Below are 16,787 nucleotides of genomic sequence, written 5' to 3'. Positions count from 1 at the left end.
AAGCCACCAAAAACGATGCCCGTATTACAAAGTTGGGTGGGTTTTTACGCCGTACTAGCCTTGACGAGCTACCGCAATTTATAAACGTGTTAAAAGGCGATATGTCGATAGTAGGGCCTCGGCCCCATGCCGTTGCCCACAACGAAGAGTATCGTAAAAAAGTTGAATTTTACATGTTTAGGCATAAAGCTAAGCCAGGTATAACTGGTTGGGCACAAATTAACGGTTGGCGCGGCGAAACCGATACGCTTGATAAAATGGAAAAACGTGTTGAATACGATTTACATTACATAAAGCATTGGTCTTTATGGTTAGATGTTAAAATAATTTTTATGACAATTTTTAAGGGATTTAAAAATGCAAATGCATACTAAAAAATCAGTTATACCTTGTGCTGTAGTTTTATTGACGGCAACATTGTCAGCTCCTGCATTGGCCAAATTTACGCCAGGCAGCTTTATGACCAAAGATGGTGCCGAAATTACCCCAGTTTTGCAAACCGGACTAAGCGTTAACGATAACGTTTTTAATACGCCAACCGACGAAGAGTCGCGCGTAATTTGGACTATTTCGCCAGGTATTGCAGCGGTAATAGACGATGGCCCCGATAGCTACAAATTAAACGTTGGCACCAGTAGCTCTTTATATAATAAAGATTCTGTTGATAACTTTACTCAAGTTAATTTGGGTGCCGGCATACATAAAGAGCTTACCAGCCGACACGTTTTTGATATTAACGGCACTGCTGATTGGTTGTACGAGCCACGAGGTACTGGTTTAACGCAGGGCTTGGGTGATATTGTTGACGAGCTAATAAAATACCAACAACAAGATATTACTGGTACTTATAAATTTGGTTCGCAAACATCTAAAGCACAATTAGAGTTGGTGTCTGGTTTTTACAGTAAAAAATACCAAAATTTTAGAGCTACATCACAATTTCGTGATTACGATAAAACTTTAATTGGTGCAAAAGGGTATTATAACACGCAAGCTGCAACACGATTGTTTGTAGAAGTAACCCGCGATGACTTCCGATACGACGTTTTAGAGGCTAGTGGTGTTTCACGTAATTCTGACGATATTAAAGTGCTTTTTGGTATGGAGTGGGAAGCAACATCACTTACCTCAGGCACCTTTAAACTTGGTTATCAAAACAAAGACTTTGACGATAACCAACGTGAAAGCTTTAGTGGCTTAAGCTGGGAAGCTGGCGTTACTTGGCAACCTTTAACTTACTCAACGTTTGATTTTACAACCAGTAGAGCGGCAACCGACCCACTGCTTGAAGGCGATTACATTAAAGAAAGTACTTACGGCGTTAAATGGAAACACGATTGGAGTGACTATTTAGCCTCTGTAGCAAGTGTGAGCTATATTGATGAGCAATACACTGGCGATATTGGTCGTAAAGATGAAACAAAAAGCGCTCGACTTGGTTTAAATTACCAAGCTAATAACTTTGGTTTAATTTCGACCTATATTGACTTTATTGATAAAAACTCAAACCAACCATTAATTGAGTTTGATCGTGTAATAGTGGGTGTTAATTTTACGTTTGCTTTAAAGGCTAATTAATGAACTGTAAACTTTTTTTTAGTGCTGTTTTGTTGTTACTAAGTGGAGCTTGCTTTGCACAAACGGCGCAAGACTATGTGTTAGGCCCTGGTGACAAAGTAGAAATAAAAGTATTTGGTGAGCCCGATTTAGAGGTTACTGCATTGCTAGGCAATAGTGGTGAGGTTAATTACCCATTTTTAGGGGCACTTAAACTTGCCGGGCTAACTACCTTTGAGGTTGAAAAGTCAATTGTTAATGGTTTGCAGCCTGATTATTTAAAAACCCCAAGTGTATATGTTCAGGTTGTTGAGTATCGACCTTTTTATATACATGGTGAGGTTAAATCTCCTGGTGCTTACCCTTATCAGCCAGCTATGACAGTTAACCAAGNAAGCCGTTGCGTTAGCGGGTGGTTTAACTGAGCGAGCATCGACCGATAAAATTTATATTTTCAAAGAGCAAACTAAGCAGCAGCAACAAAAAGGCACTCTTAATAGCCAAATTGCAGCAGGCGATACAATAAAAATAGAACAACGCTTGTTTTAAGCAGTTTTAAAGGCAGTAAATAATGAATAAGTTCGAGAATAATTCAATTGATAATGAAGATGTTATTGATTTCACTGTTTATCTAAAGGTTATACAGCGTGCTAAGTGGCGTATTGTTGGCTTTTCGGTAGTTGTTACTTTATTAACAATTATGTTTGCTCTAACTCTGGTGCCGCAATATACGGCATCTGCTACTTTACTTATCGAATCAGAGCAATCTAAAGCGGTTAGTTTTGAAGAAATTTATGGCCTTGATACCACAAAAAAAGAGTATTACTTAACGCAATTTGAAATACTTAAATCTGACAGTATTGGCCGAGAAGTAATTACCAAGCTTAATTTAGAAGAACATGGCGATTTTATTGCTAAACCTAGTTTAATGGGGGAAGTTAAAGGCTATGTAAAAGGTTTACTGCCTTTTTTAAATAAAAATGAAGAAAGATATTTATCTGCAGAAGAAAAAGCAGAGCAAAAAATGCTTTTTTTATTGAGTATTTATAAATCTAAGCTAGGTATTGAACCAATCAGAAATACCCAATTAGTAAATATAAGCTATGAGTCGAGCGATCCCGCTTTAGCCGCTTTAGTTGCTAATGCTGTAGGCGATATATACATAGAAAGCCAAATGCGCGCGAAAATGGGAATAACTCAACAGGCTTCTAGTTGGTTAAACTCGAGGTTATCGCAACTTCGTATTCAGCTCGATAACTCAGAAGAGCGCTTACAAGATTTTAGAGAAGATCAGCACCTTATTGATATTGAAGGTATTGCAGGGCTTGCAACACAAGAGCTTGAGCAAATATCGGCTCAGTTAATTGAAGCACGCAACGAAAAAAACAAGTTAGAGAGCATTAACAGAGTTATAACTGAATACGGCAACAATAACCTTGAGCTATTAGGCAGTATGCCTGAAATAACATCACATAATGTTATTCAAAACGTAAAACGTGATGTAGTTACCGTTGAGCGTAAGTTAAGCGAGTTAAGTGAAGTTTATGGCCCTAAGCACCCTAAAATTATATCGGCAAGTGCTGAGCTTGTTACAGTAAAAAATAATCTTAATAAACAAATTAAGGGCCTAATTACGGGTATTGAAAAAGAGCTTAATAGGGTTACAAGAACCGTTGGTGCCCTTGAAAATGACTTAAATAATATTAGAGCGCGTTACCAAGATATTACCCGTAAAGAAACTCAATATAACCAGCTAAAACGTGAAGTAGAAACAAACCGCAATATATTTAATACGTTTTTATCACGCTCTAAAGAAACCGAAGTAACAAGCGATTTTACCTCGGCTGCCGCACGCTTTACCGACCGAGCTTATGCGCCAAACAATCCAAGTAAACCCAACAAAAAGCTTATTGTAGTACTTGCGTTTGTAGCGAGCTTTATTTTTGCAATAGTTATGAGCTTTATTTTTGATGCGCTTAACGATACCGTTAAAACCAAACCTGATGTTGAAAGCAAGTTAGCTCAACGAATGCTTGGCTTATTACCGCAAGTAAGTTTACCTAAAAAAAGTGTATTGCCTATGCATGCATATCTTGACGAAACGTATAGGCGCTTTGCAGAGTCAGTACGAACATTTCGTACCAGCTTACTTTTAACTCAGCTTGATAAACAGCATAAAATAATTGCAGTTACTTCTACATCGCCAGGTGAAGGTAAAACAACAACATCTTCTAATTTAGCAATATCTTTAGCTCAAATGGGTAAAGTATTGCTAATTGATGGCGACTTGCGTAAGCCAGCTATCGCTAAGCGATTTGAAATACCGGTTTATCACCCTGGTTTAACAAACCTAATAGTGGGTACAGAAGAACTTAGTGAATGCGTTCACATTGATGAAAAATCAGGTGTAGTAATAATGCCAAGCGGGCAAATACCAAGTAACCCACTTGAGTTGTTATCAAACATAAAATTTACACAGTTGATTGAACACCTTAAAACTCAGTACGACCATATAATTATTGATACACCACCAACACAAGCTGTGAGTGATGCATTAGTAATAGCCCAAAGTGCTGATTCGGTAATATATGTTGTTAAATCAGACGTCACACGTATTAAACCAATTAAGGCAGGCCTTGAGCGGTTATTTGAGGTAAAAGCACATGTAGCCGGTGTGGTGCTAAATCAGGTGGATATGAGCAAGTCTAACGATGAGCATAGCTATGGTTATTACGACTACCACGATTATTCTAAAAAACCTGAACCAGAAAATACTTAAACGGCCTATTACATTGTGATTGATATACATTCACACATTTTGCCAGGTATTGATGATGGCGCTAAAGACATAAACGAGTCTTTAGCGCTTTTAAAAATGGCGCAAAGCGACGGTATAACACATATTGTTGCAACCCCACATATTCATTTAGGCCGGTATAATAATTCGGCTCCCCAACTTTTAAACGATTTAACTCGCTTAAAAGCAGCTTGTTTAGCTCAAAATATTAATATAAATATTGCAGTTGCCGCTGAGGCTCGCCTTGATGTTGAGTTAATGCCGCTTATTTTAACTAATAAACTCCCGTTTATTGGCAAAAAAAATGGCTTTAATTATTTATTGTTAGAACTACCTCATTCACATGTGCCTCAAGGGTACGATAAATTTATTACTTGGCTAGCTAAACAAAATATAAAAGTGGTTATTCCGCACCCAGAGCGAAATCGTGATATTCAGTCAAACCTATTTTACATCGAAAAACTAACACAGTTAGGATGCGAGTTTCAGTTAACAGCGTCTAGCATTGAAGGCCTTTGGGGAGAGAAAGCTCAATACATTAGTGAGCATATGCTTAAAGCCGATTTAGTTAGTTATATTGCATCTGACGCTCATTCGGTAAAGCGCAGGCCACCTATTTTAAGCAAGGCAAAAAAACGAGTAACCGACATGCTTGGTGAAAGTAAATCGCATGCACTGTTTGTAACAAACCCTAAGTGTTTAACTGAGGTATTGTTTAATGATTGAACAGCTGGTTATTAAGCGATTACAACTTGCTCTGTTGGCAATAGTTACGCTCATTATTTGTTATTTTAGTTTACAAAGTATGCGCGCTAATGCCTGGTATTTTAGCTCACTAAATACAGTACAAGAGCTCAGTAATACCTCACCCATTGATGCACCTGAGGTTTATAATAATGAGCTCAACAAAGCCCAAAATGCTATTAAGTTAGCCATACAGCTTGAGCCTGAACATGCCCATTACTTACATTTTTTGTCGTATATTAAGCTTCTAGTTTTAGCTAAGACTGATCTCATTGAGCAAAGTAAGCTAGATACTGAATATAAAGAGATACAATCGTTTTTACTTCATTCTACCCAGATTAGAAGCTCATGGGCTGAAACTTGGATTGAGCTAGCTAAAGTTACTAGTTACCAAGAGGGTCCAAGTAAACAAGTTTTAAATTATATTGAGCAGGCTAAAAAAGTAGGTCCATACAAGCTTGAGGTGCATTTGGGTATTATAGAAATTTCATTAGCAAATTGGCAGCAACTACCTCCTGAGTATAAGGCACTGTATGTAAACTCTTTAAGCATGGCTGCCCAATATGGCTATCGATTTAACCGCATTTACACTATTGCTAAACAATTAAATCAACTACCTACCTTATGCATGTCATTACAATTTGGTGCTGCTTACAAAAAACTTAAACAGCGTTATATTTACAAACAAACCTGCAAATAAAAACGCCCAGAGATTTTATAAAAACCTCTGGGCTATAAAGTGACTCTAAATTGAGTCTAGCGTTAACTAAAACACTTTCTTGGTTCGTTAGGGAGAAGAAGAAAGTACTTTAAAGTGTAGTAAAGCTATTGAAAAAAGCATAACTAATTTTGCCACCTGGTTACATTTGATAACAAATGATTAGATTAATTATGTGTAATTTGCACTTTAGTTTAACCCCTACTTATTAGCCATGTATTTTGTGCTAGATCGCGCGGCAGTGAATTTTTGATCTTATCCTTTTTCATTCTCGCCGCCTACTAGGGTAACCATACCGCGTTAAAGCCATCTTACTATTTAGTCATAAACGACAAGTTCTCCTACTTAATAAGGCATATAATTATGATTCAGAGAGTAATATTTTCTATAGTTTAGGTGAAACTAAGCTAACGTTTATTTGTTTTTTCCTCAGCCTTAACTATTCCTTTTCTGAGCTTTGATTTATTCCTAATTGTTCATGAATACTTCATCAAATACAGGCGAAATAATTTTAGTCCCATACAAATTTAAATGATCATCGTCGAAATAGAGTGGTTTTCCATCAATGTCTCCATGGCAAAACTCTGAGTTACATAAAAACGGGATTGGGTTTAATATTTTTGCTCCGCATTTTTGAACCGCTTTATTTTGCATCTCATACGCTGTTTTTTGACGAGTGTCATACTCTAATTTAGGAAGTTTTACTCTTTCCATTTGGTTTTGAGTTAGCGCTGATCTAAACATAGATTTAGGTACATTAATTTTTAGCTCAGGTACTGGCCTCAATATATATACAGGATTATTTTCTGATAACTCACAAATAGTATCGACCATATGCGATACCAAGTTTTCTCTATAAGCATCACTTCTTGTTTGAAACCTTTTATCAACAAAACTGTCTGGGGGAGTGCTGATTTTATCTTCGTTGCGGCCGACTAAGTTTAGTGATGTTCTATTAATAATTATTATGGGTATGCCGCTAAACTCATTACCAGCGCGAGTAATTAAGTTACTCACTAGTTTTCCGCAAGAGTCATCTATAACGTTGCCTAGGTTGTCTGTAGTATAAAGCCCCTTTATAGTATTACAGGCGCTTAATCCCCAATCGATCACAGAACCATTATGTAGTTTTGCTTGAACACCAATACCCTCAATTAAGGCTTGTGCATGGCTATCACCTAAAACGATAGCCTTAACTTCACCATCACCATATTTACAAGATGGAGAATCTCCATCGATAAGTGAACCACAATAATGCTCTCGGTTATTTCTATGCATACCATTAGTAACTATCAATTGTTCAGAGGTTAGCCTAACCTCACTATCAAAGCCGTTATTTGAAATAACTATGTATCCAGCTATTCCAACAGTTAATGCTAAATATAGCGGTTTACACTTTAAATAATCTAAACGTTTATTAAAATCACTTTTGAACTTAATTTTTTCAATATATTTGTTACTTAAAAATCCAAGTAGTACTGACAATGCAATGCCGATATAAATATAATTATCATTTAAAGAAAAATAATAAATGATTACAACTAGAGGCCAATGCCATAAATAAATCGAATACGACCATGCACCTAGTTTTTTAAAGACAATATTACTTGTGACGATACTATTGTTGCGTTGTGTTTGAATAACAAGAAATGCACCTAAAACAGGGAAAAAAGCAAAGTAACCAGGCCAAGGTGTATCTTTTGAAATTAAAAAGTAAGAGCCTAAAATAAGTACAATACCGGTCCATTCAACTAACTTTTTTTGTTTGTCTTTAATGCTAAATGGGTACAGGTATGCAACCCCACCTAGCAACATTTCCCACACTCTTGTGGGTAATAAAAAGTAAGCGCCTTTGGACCATTTATAAGTGACCAGAACACAAAATACAAAGCCTAAAATAGTGCTAAATAACACTACCTTTTTCATCATGTCTATAGATATAAATTTATATAGTGCAACAAGGACTAATGGGTAAATAAGATAAAATTGCCATTCAACAGATAATGACCACGTATGTAATAACCATTTTTCGCTTGCTAAGGCATCAAAGTAGCCTGATTCTAGCCAGTATGTTACGTTTGATACAAATGTTACACTGCTAGCGGCATGTTTTCCTAATGCTTTATAGTCTTGAGGGGTAAGGTAAAACCAACCTAAAATTAATAATATAATGCAGAGAATGGCGAGCGCTGGAATAATCCTATTTGCGCGTGCAACATAGAACCTTAAAATAGAAAATTTTTGTTGTTCTAATCCTTTAAATATTATCCCTGTCATTAAAAAACCGGAGATAACAAAAAATACATCTACGCCTGCAAATCCACCAGGCATCCAAGATGAGTTAAAATGAAATAAAACAACAGCAATAACTGCTATAGCCCTTAAGCCATTAATATCTTCCCTGAACTGCAAACTATTACTCCTTAATTGATATAGATTTTTTGTAAATGAGACCTAGTAATAACGCTAGTAAATTAATCATCATTAATTTTATGTATTAGCCCAGCTATATATGAAGTTCATTTAAATGCTTAACTATTATATGGTTAATATATTGTAAAGTATATCGATTAACCCCAGCTTATTAACTGTGTATTTTGCACTAGATCTCGTGGTAATGAGTTTTTAATCTTATTTTTTTGCCATTTTCCCAGCCCAATAGGGCACCCACACAGTGTTAAAACTACTTCACCTATTGTTTGAGTTACTTCAGTTAAGCGTATATCTTTACCTTGGAAATAATCATTTGCTTGCTCGTTATTTAACGCGTAAATATTAGTTTTACACTCATTGCCAAATACGGTTGCAAATTCATGCGTTAGCCTTACGCCGTTTTTATGAATAATTCCAATTTGAATGCCTAAACGTGCGTATTTAATTTTATTTTGGACGGCTTCAAACCCTTCTGGAAATAACCACAGTTCTTTATCGCGTTGCATTAAGTTGCCAGGTAGGTTAGTTAACCCAAAGTGCTTTTTAAGCGATTGCATAAACGCGGCACTTTGTTTTTTATCAAACTCGTTAAACGGGAATGCACCTTTTTTAACTGTTTGATTTGGGTTATTGCAACTTGCGTGCTTTTTAAATTTAGCAATAAAAAAGCCTTCGCTATCGAATGTTTGCGGCCATACATGCAAATAGCCTTCACTTGTTGTTGCTTTACTTGCACCTTCAAATAAATCACTTAGGGACTCAGGCGCAATATAGTCACCAAACTCACTGAGTAAATAATCGCACACTTGTTGGTTTTCGAGCGGGGTAAGTGTGCAGGTTGAATACACTAATGTGCCACCTGGCTTTAATGCATAAAAAGCGCTTTTAATTAAGTCTTTTTGTACTTGGGCTATTTGTATGTTTGATTCTATGGACCAATTTTTAAGTGCGTCGGCGTCTTTACGTACTGTGCCTTCGCCAGAGCATGGCGCGTCTAGCAATATGCTATCAAAGCATTCAAACATGTAGTTACCAAATATAACACCGTCAAAATGCGAGAGCGCACAGTTACCTACTCCCATGCGTTTTAATGTAGCGCTTAGTACTTTTAGGCGCGATGACGAAAGCTCGTTTGCAACAAGCACGCCTTGGTTATTCATAAGTGCTGCAAGCTGCGATGTTTTAGAGCCCGGTGCTGATGCCATATCAAGCACGAAATTATTTTGAGAGTCTGCGAGTTCAATACTTTGCTTTAATGCCATAGGGGGCAGCATTGAACTTGCTTCTTGTACGTACATAGCACCGCTTAGGTGTAAGTCGGTATTACCTAGGGCTAGGTTTTGTTCTTCATTGCTTGGGCGTTCTAACCAAAAGCCTTCACTGCACCAAGGGATTGGGGTTAGCAGCCAATTTTTTTCAGTGGCACGTTCTACAAATTCTTCAATGCTAATTTTTAATGTATTAACGCGGATAGATTTTCTGAGCGGCTTGCGACATGCATTTAAAAAGTCATCTAAGTTTAGATGCGCTGGTAAATAGGTTTTTACGTCATCAATAAAGTGCTCAGGAATAAAAGTGTTGGCGTTCACGCGTTAGCTCATACTATAAAAATAAAGCGCGATAATAGCATTTATGCGAGGTGTTTTCAGCGTTAAAAAGCGTAACATCTAATTTATTACGCTGTCGACACTTCACTGTATTAGTCCATTGTAAAACCATTTTTATACGACTTTAGATTAATAGTGTCGACAATGGGTGTGTTTTTTAGTCGTTTTGATAGGTTTAAGGGTTGACATGATTTTTTAATAAGCCCATAGTAACCACATTAATTGTCGACAATCTAAAAAATAACTTATGACACATACATTTTTAAACGAAGCGCCTATAACTACCGCATCAGATCAAGTATTTGTAGATATGCGCCGTGAGATTGTTGAGGGCAGCATAGTTCAAGGCAGTAAAATATCAGAGCCTGAGCTTGCCAAACGTTATGGTGTAAGCCGTGCAACGCTTAGAGAGGCGTTAAATCGCCTAGAAAGTTGCTACCTTGTTGAGCGTAAAGCTAACGTAGGTTGCCGAGTAGTTGCTCTTACCGCTGAGCGCTTGATTGAAGTGTATCAAGTTCGCAGCTCACTTGAAGGCTTAGCATGTAGGCTTGCTGCCGACAATATGGAACCCGAAGAAGTAAAAGGCTTAAAGCAATTACTTAATCAGCACCTACAAACACAACGTGTTAAAGAGGGCGAATCTTATTATCAAGAAGCCGGCGATTTAGATTTTCATTACCGTATTATTCAAGGCAGTAAAAACGCGCATTTAATTCATTTACTGTGTAATGAGCTTTATCAATTAATACGCATGTACCGTGTACAAATGGGCATGGTGGGGCCGCGTGTATCAAAAGCGTTTGATGAGCATTTAGCTATTATTAACGCCATTGAAAACCACGACGGCGAACTGGCCGAAATGCTTATGAAGCGCCACATCAGTGCATCGCAAGCAAATATTCAAACCAAATTTGATGTATACCAATCAATATGAGTATTCGAACAATTTAACGGATTAAATCGCTCCGTAACGTCGTTAAAAATTTTTTATTTAGAACCACTAAACATAAAAATTATTGCCTAGTTACAGAACGATTTTCTTATCGTTAAATAGACCTCATACGCATACAGATTGATATTAGTCGCAAAAAACAGAAGCTGTTAAAAGTTAAAAGTTAAAAGCTAGCAAGAGCAGTTAAACAGTCACAATTACATATTAAAACTATAAGTTACTCCACGTAGCAACCGTTCAAAGTGAGGAGAAAGTAATGTCAGCAGGATTAAAATTTAAACACGCTATTGCCAATAACCGCCCGTTACAAGTGGTAGGTACTATTAATGCCTACACAGCGATGATGGCAGAAAAAATGGGCCACCAAGCTATTTATCTTTCAGGTGCCGGTGTTGCAAACGCCTCGTTTGGTATGCCTGATTTGGGTATGACAAGCCTTGATAACGTGCTTGAAGATATTCGTCGTATTACAGGTGCGAGTGATTTACCGCTGTTAGTTGATGCCGATACCGGTTGGGGTGGGGCATTTAATATTGCACGCACAGTAAAAGAAATGACTAAAGCCGGTGCGGCGGGTTTTCATATAGAAGACCAAGTAGCGCAAAAACGCTGTGGTCATCGCCCTAATAAAGAAATTGTAAGCCAAGGTGAAATGGTTGATCGCATTAAAGCGGCGGTGGATGCAAAAACAGACAGCGATTTTTACATTATGGCGCGTACCGATGCATTTCAAAAAGAAGGTTTAAATGCCGCGATAGACCGTGCAGCTGCCTGTGTTGAAGCCGGTGCTGACGCTATTTTTGCAGAAGCCGTACATGACCTTGCTGATTACCAAGCATTTGCAAAAGCGATTAACGTTCCAATTTTGGCAAACATTACTGAGTTTGGCCAAACACCTATTTACACAAAAGAGCAGCTAAGCGATGTAGGCGTTGAAATGGTGCTTTACCCACTCAGTGCATTTAGAGCCATGAATAAAGCAGCGCTAAACGTGTATTCAGCAATTTTAAATGAAGGCTCGCAACAAAGCCAAATTGAAAATATGCAAACGCGTTCTGAGCTTTACGACTTTTTAGATTACCACACGTACGAGAACACACTCGACACACTTTTTTCATCAAAATCTGACAAATAATAAAATCTCACACAAATTATAGATAGGAGAAGATCATGGTAGATAAAGCATTAGGCGGCGCGGGTTTACGCGGACAAGTGGCTGGTCAAACAGCATTGTGTACTGTTGGACAAAGTGGTTCTGGTTTAACGTATTGTGGTTACGATATTAGCGAACTTGCCGAAAAAGCGCAGTTTGAAGAAGTGTCTTTTTTACTTTCACGTGGTGAGTTACCAACCACAAGCGAATTGGCAGAATATAAAGCAAAACTAAAAAGCTTACGCGGCTTACCAGATGCACTTAAAACCGTGCTTGAAAATATTCCTAAAAACGCGCACCCAATGGATGTAATGCGCACGGGCTGCTCAATGTTGGGTAACCTTGAAATGGAAAATGATTTTAGCCAAGCCAATGATGCAATCGACCGTATGGTTGCTGTGTTCCCAAGTATTATTTGTTACTGGTACCGCTTTACACACGATGGCGTACGCATTGAAACACAAACTGATGACGACTCAGTTGGCGCACATTTTTTAAATTTATTACACGACAAAGCACCTAGTGAATTGTTTGCACAGGTAATGAATGTATCACTAATTTTGTACGCAGAGCACGAGTTTAACGCCTCTACCTTTACAGGGCGTGTGTGTGCATCAACGCTTTCTGATATTCACTCTTGTGTAACCGGTGCGATTGGCACGCTACGTGGTCCATTACATGGTGGTGCTAACGAAGCGGCAATGGATATGATTCAAGGTTTTACAAGCGCTGAACATGCTGAGAAAGAAATTATGGGCATGCTTGAACGTAAAGACAAAATAATGGGCTTTGGTCATGCTATTTATCGCGAATCTGATCCACGCAATATAATTATTAAAAAATGGTCTGAAAAACTAGCAGCAGAGGTAGGCGATACCGTGCTTTACCCTGTGTCTGTTCGTTGTGAAGAGATTATGTGGCGCGAGAAAAAGCTGTTTTGTAATGCTGATTTTTTCCATGCGTCTGCTTATCATTTTATGGATATTCCAACTAAATTATTTACGCCAATATTTGTAATGAGCCGTGTTACTGGTTGGACTGCGCATGTAAAAGAGCAACGCGCTAACAACCGTATTATCCGCCCAAGTGCCGATTACACAGGCCCTGATGCTCGTAGTTACACACCAATAGAGTCACGTTAAAAAATGGGTGAGCACGCATGTGCTCACTTTTTATTGCACATAGCCACTAGCGAGCAGTTTTTCTCAAACTTTTCATTAAACACGCTAGCTGTGAGCAAACACCGTCACCAAATTAGCGAACCCTTACCATGACCATAATTAATAATACCCAATACCGTAAACCTCTACCGGGCTCAAATGTCGACTATTACGATACGCAAGAAGCCGTAGATGCAATTAAGCCAGGTGCATACGCCACACTACCTTATACATCACGTGTATTTGCCGAAAACCTAGTACGCCGATGCGACCCTGCCATGTTAACCGATGCACTTAACCAGCTAATTGAGCGAAAGCAAGACTTGGATTTTCCGTGGTATCCGGCGCGCGTAGTATGCCACGATATTTTAGGGCAAACAGCGCTTGTTGATTTAGCTGGGCTTCGTGATGCAATTGCAGCAAAAGGCGGCGATCCGGCTAAAGTGAATCCGGTAGTACCTACGCAGTTAATAGTGGATCATTCACTAGCGGTAGAGCATGCCGGTTTTGATCCTGACGCATTTGAAAAAAACCGCGCCATTGAAGACAGACGAAATGATGACCGTTTTCATTTTATAAACTGGACAAAAACTGCGTTTAAAAATATTGACGTTATCCCACCGGGTAACGGCATTATGCATCAAATTAATCTTGAAAAAATGTCGCCGGTTATTCAAAACCGAGATGGCATTGCATTTCCAGATACACTAGTTGGCACCGACAGCCACACGCCACATGTTGATGCGCTAGGTGTTATTGCTGTGGGTGTAGGCGGGCTTGAAGCTGAAAGCGTTATGCTTGGCCGTGCTTCATATATTCGCTTGCCTGATATTGTTGGTGTTGAGCTAACAGGCAAGCGCCAACCAGGTATTACCGCAACCGATATTGTACTAGCCATTACTGAATTTTTACGTGAGCAACGTGTTGTATCTACTTATTTAGAGTTTTACGGTGAAGGTGCAGACGCGCTTACACTTGGCGACAGAGCAACCATTTCAAACATGACACCTGAATTTGGCGCAACTGCAGCCATGTTTTATATCGATGATAAAACAATAGATTATTTGCGTTTAACAGGGCGTGAAGAAGAACAAATTGCCCTTGTAGAAAACTACGCAAAAACAGCAGGCCTTTGGAGCGATAGCTTAAAAACCGCAAAATACGAACGTGTACTTAAGTTTGATTTATCAAGCGTGGGGCGCAATATTGCAGGTCCATCTAATCCGCACCGCCGTGTATCGACAAGCGATTTAGCTAAAGAAGGTATTTCGGGCGTTGTTGAAAATGAACAAGGCTTAATGCCAGACGGCGCATGTATTATTGCCGCTATTACTAGTTGTACCAATACCAGTAATCCACGCAATGTAATTGCTGCAGCACTCCTTGCCCGTAATGCAAATGCTAAGGGTTTAATGCGCAAACCTTGGGTTAAAACTTCATTAGCACCAGGCTCAAAAGCAGTGCAATCATACCTTGAAGATGCAAACCTACTAACAGAGCTTGAGCAACTTGGCTTTGGCATTGTTGGTTTTGCGTGTACAACATGTAACGGTATGAGCGGGGCGCTTGACCCTGTGATTCAAAAAGAAGTAATTGAACGTGATTTATACGCAACGGCTGTACTTTCAGGTAATCGTAACTTTGATGGGCGCATTCATCCTTATGCTAAGCAAGCATTTTTAGCGTCACCTCCTTTGGTTGTTGCATACGCTATTGCAGGTACTATTCGCTTTGATATTGAAAAAGGGATACTTGGACAAGATCAACAAGGCAACGATATTACGCTTAAAGATTTATGGCCATCAGATGAAGAGATTGATGCGGTAATTAAGCAAAGCGTTAAGCCAGAGCAATTTAGAAAAGTATACGAGCCTATGTTTAATTTAACCGTAGATTACGGTGAAGATAACGATCCACTTTACGATTGGCGCCCAGAAAGTACCTACATCCGTCGCCCTCCATATTGGGAAGGTGCACTTGCGGGTGAGCGCACAATGACCGGTATGCGTGCGCTTGCAGTACTTGGCGATAACATTACAACGGATCATTTATCGCCATCAAACGCAATTATGGCAAGCAGCGCTGCTGGCGAATACCTGACCAAAATGAACGTCCCAGAGGAAGACTATAACTCGTACGCAACGCACCGGGGCGATCATTTAACAGCGCAGCGCGCAACCTTTGCAAACCCAAAACTACTTAATGAAATGGTGCTTGATGAAAACGGCGACGTTAAGCAAGGTTCTTACGCTCGCATAGAGCCACAAGGCACTAATACCCGTATGTGGGAAGCAATCGAAGCCTACATGGAGCGTANGCTTATTATCGTAGCCGGTGCCGATTACGGTCAAGGTTCGTCGCGCGATTGGGCTGCAAAAGGCGTAAGACTTGCAGGCGTTGAAGTAATAGCAGCAGAGGGCTTTGAGCGTATTCACCGTACTAACTTAATTGGTATGGGGGTTTTACCGCTTGAGTTTAAAGCAGGCACAACGCGTAAAACTCTAAAGCTGGATGGCAGTGAAACGTACGATGTAACGGGTGATTTAAAACCAGGTGCCACCGTTAATTTAAGTATTACCCGTAAAGATGGTGAAGTGCTTACTGTGCCTATGAAGTGCCGTATAGATACCCAAGAAGAGCTTTCTATTTACGCAGCTGGTGGTGTGTTACAACGCTTTGCTCAAGACTTTTTAGAAGCAACGCAATCTGCATAAGGGCAAACACTATGTTTAAACCGCAAATTAAAGTGCCTGCAACTTATATGCGTGGCGGCACCAGTAAAGGTGTATTTTTTAATTTAACTGATTTGCCAAAGCCTGCTCAAGTAGCAGGCGAGGCGCGCGACAATTTATTACTGCGTGTTATTGGCAGNCCCCGATCCGTATGCCAAACAAACGGATGGTATGGGCGGCGCTACATCAAGCACCAGTAAAACCGTAATCCTAAGTAAAAGTGAGCAAGCTGATCACGATGTTGATTACTTGTTTGGTCAAGTGGCAATAGATAAACCTTTTGTAGATTGGAGCGGTAACTGCGGCAACTTAACGTCAGCAGTCGGAGCTTTTGCCATTAGTAATGGTTTGGTCGATAAAAGCAGAGTACCTAATAACGGTGTTGCTATTGTGCGTGTGTGGCAGGCTAATATTAAAAAAAGCATATTAGTGCATGTCTCTATGACCAATGGCGAAGTACAAGAAACCGGCGACTTTGAGCTCGATGGCGTTACATTTGCTGCAGCTGAAGTAAAACTTGAATTTATAGACCCCGCTGATGGCGATGGCGTGTTATTTCCAACAGGTAACGTAGTTGATGACTTAGAAGTACCAGGTGTTGGCACTTTAAAAGCCACGATGATAAATGCAGGTATTCCTACTGTATTTATTAACGCCACTGATATTGGTTATACCGGCACAGAGCTGCAAGGCGATATAAATAACGATGTTGCAGCGCTTGAAAAGCTTGAAACTATTCGCGCTTATGGCGCCGTTAAAATGGGCTTAATCACTGATATTAATGAAGCGCAAGCTCGCCAACATACACCAAAGGTTGCGTTTGTTGCAGCGCCTTTAGATTACACTGCATCTAGCGGTAAAGTTATTGAGGCTGCCAACATTAACTTACTCGTGCGCGCAATGTCGATGGGTAAACTGCATCATGCCATGATGG

Annotated in this window: 11 protein-coding genes and 2 pseudogenes; 11 read left to right on the top strand and 2 right to left on the bottom strand. The window is 39.3% G+C overall.

Annotated features, from left to right (window positions below; translation table 11 throughout):
- The 6 genes and pseudogenes from L652_RS0109250 to L652_RS0109225 form a co-directional block, all read left to right on the top strand.
- On the top strand, window positions 1-374 hold a 374-nt coding region (locus L652_RS0109250), incomplete at its 5' end, for a sugar transferase (RefSeq protein ID WP_024603416.1).
- A complete protein-coding gene (locus L652_RS0109245; protein ID WP_029770246.1) occupies window positions 358-1,578 on the top strand; it encodes an outer membrane beta-barrel protein in 1,221 nt (406 codons plus the stop codon). The genes L652_RS0109250 and L652_RS0109245, both read left to right, overlap by 17 nt.
- Window positions 1,578-2,106, top strand: a pseudogene (locus L652_RS01000000123590) (polysaccharide biosynthesis/export family protein). Before L652_RS0109245 ends, L652_RS01000000123590 begins: the two are co-directional and overlap by 1 nt.
- 22 nt (window positions 2,107-2,128) lie before the next feature.
- Window positions 2,129-4,336, top strand: a complete 2,208-nt coding sequence (locus tag L652_RS0109235) for a polysaccharide biosynthesis tyrosine autokinase (protein ID WP_024596652.1) — start codon at window positions 2,129-2,131, stop codon at window positions 4,334-4,336.
- Window positions 4,337-4,351: 15 nt separating this feature from the next.
- Window positions 4,352-5,080, top strand: a complete 729-nt coding sequence (locus L652_RS0109230) for a CpsB/CapC family capsule biosynthesis tyrosine phosphatase (protein ID WP_024596653.1) — start codon at window positions 4,352-4,354, stop codon at window positions 5,078-5,080.
- Window positions 5,073-5,798 carry a VpsP family polysaccharide biosynthesis protein gene (locus L652_RS0109225; protein WP_024596654.1) on the top strand — a complete coding sequence of 242 codons (726 nt, stop codon included), beginning with the start codon at window positions 5,073-5,075 and terminating at the stop codon, window positions 5,796-5,798. Before L652_RS0109230 ends, L652_RS0109225 begins: the two co-directional genes overlap by 8 nt.
- A gap of 486 nt (window positions 5,799-6,284) precedes the next feature.
- On the opposite strand, the gene L652_RS0109220 is transcribed toward L652_RS0109225, so the two are convergent.
- On the bottom strand, window positions 6,285-8,228 hold the full coding sequence (locus L652_RS0109220; RefSeq protein WP_024596655.1) for an acyltransferase family protein: 1,944 nt from the start codon (window positions 8,226-8,228) through the stop codon (window positions 6,285-6,287).
- 158 nt (window positions 8,229-8,386) lie between these two features.
- Window positions 8,387-9,838 carry a 16S rRNA (cytosine(1407)-C(5))-methyltransferase RsmF gene (rsmF, locus tag L652_RS0109215; RefSeq protein WP_024596656.1) on the bottom strand — a complete coding sequence of 484 codons (1,452 nt, stop codon included), beginning with the start codon at window positions 9,836-9,838 and terminating at the stop codon, window positions 8,387-8,389.
- Window positions 9,839-10,103: 265 nt separating this feature from the next.
- Here rsmF and L652_RS0109210 point away from each other — a divergent pair, with 265 nt between their 5' ends.
- The 5 genes and pseudogenes from L652_RS0109210 to prpF all read left to right on the top strand — a co-directional run.
- A complete protein-coding gene (locus tag L652_RS0109210) occupies window positions 10,104-10,790 on the top strand; it encodes a GntR family transcriptional regulator (RefSeq protein WP_007582477.1) in 687 nt (228 codons plus the stop codon).
- Between the two features lie 274 nt (window positions 10,791-11,064).
- Window positions 11,065-11,943: a methylisocitrate lyase gene (gene prpB / locus L652_RS0109205; RefSeq protein ID WP_002962361.1), complete on the top strand. Its 879-nt coding sequence runs from the start codon at window positions 11,065-11,067 to the stop codon at window positions 11,941-11,943.
- Between the two features lie 35 nt (window positions 11,944-11,978).
- Window positions 11,979-13,103: a 2-methylcitrate synthase gene (gene prpC, locus L652_RS0109200; RefSeq protein WP_024596657.1), complete on the top strand. Its 1,125-nt coding sequence runs from the start codon at window positions 11,979-11,981 to the stop codon at window positions 13,101-13,103.
- A 128-nt stretch (window positions 13,104-13,231) separates the two neighbouring features.
- Entirely contained in the window at window positions 13,232-15,835 is a 2,604-nt protein-coding gene (gene acnD / locus L652_RS0109190) for a Fe/S-dependent 2-methylisocitrate dehydratase AcnD (protein ID WP_024603414.1), read from the top strand.
- A gap of 11 nt (window positions 15,836-15,846) precedes the next feature.
- A pseudogene (gene prpF / locus L652_RS01000000123585) lies at window positions 15,847-16,787 on the top strand (2-methylaconitate cis-trans isomerase PrpF); the annotation flags it as partial.

The organism is Pseudoalteromonas sp. TB25, from assembly GCF_000497995.1.
In the GTDB taxonomy this organism is placed as follows: Bacteria; Pseudomonadota; Gammaproteobacteria; order Enterobacterales; family Alteromonadaceae; genus Pseudoalteromonas; species Pseudoalteromonas distincta.
Note: the sequence above shows the minus strand (reverse complement) of the source record. Positions and strands in the feature narration are given on the sequence as shown.

What these genes read in the sequence shown, in the direction of transcription:
- L652_RS0109245 (WP_029770246.1), top strand. Translation starts at nt 358, where the DNA reads ATGCAAATGCATACTAAAAAATCAGTTATACCTTGTGCTGTAGTTTTA.
- L652_RS0109235 (WP_024596652.1), top strand. Translation starts at nt 2,129, where the DNA reads ATGAATAAGTTCGAGAATAATTCAATTGATAATGAAGATGTTATTGAT.
- L652_RS0109225 (WP_024596654.1), top strand. Translation starts at nt 5,073, where the DNA reads ATGATTGAACAGCTGGTTATTAAGCGATTACAACTTGCTCTGTTGGCA.
- L652_RS0109210 (WP_007582477.1), top strand. Translation starts at nt 10,104, where the DNA reads ATGACACATACATTTTTAAACGAAGCGCCTATAACTACCGCATCAGAT.
- prpB (WP_002962361.1), top strand. Translation starts at nt 11,065, where the DNA reads ATGTCAGCAGGATTAAAATTTAAACACGCTATTGCCAATAACCGCCCG.
- prpC (WP_024596657.1), top strand. Translation starts at nt 11,979, where the DNA reads ATGGTAGATAAAGCATTAGGCGGCGCGGGTTTACGCGGACAAGTGGCT.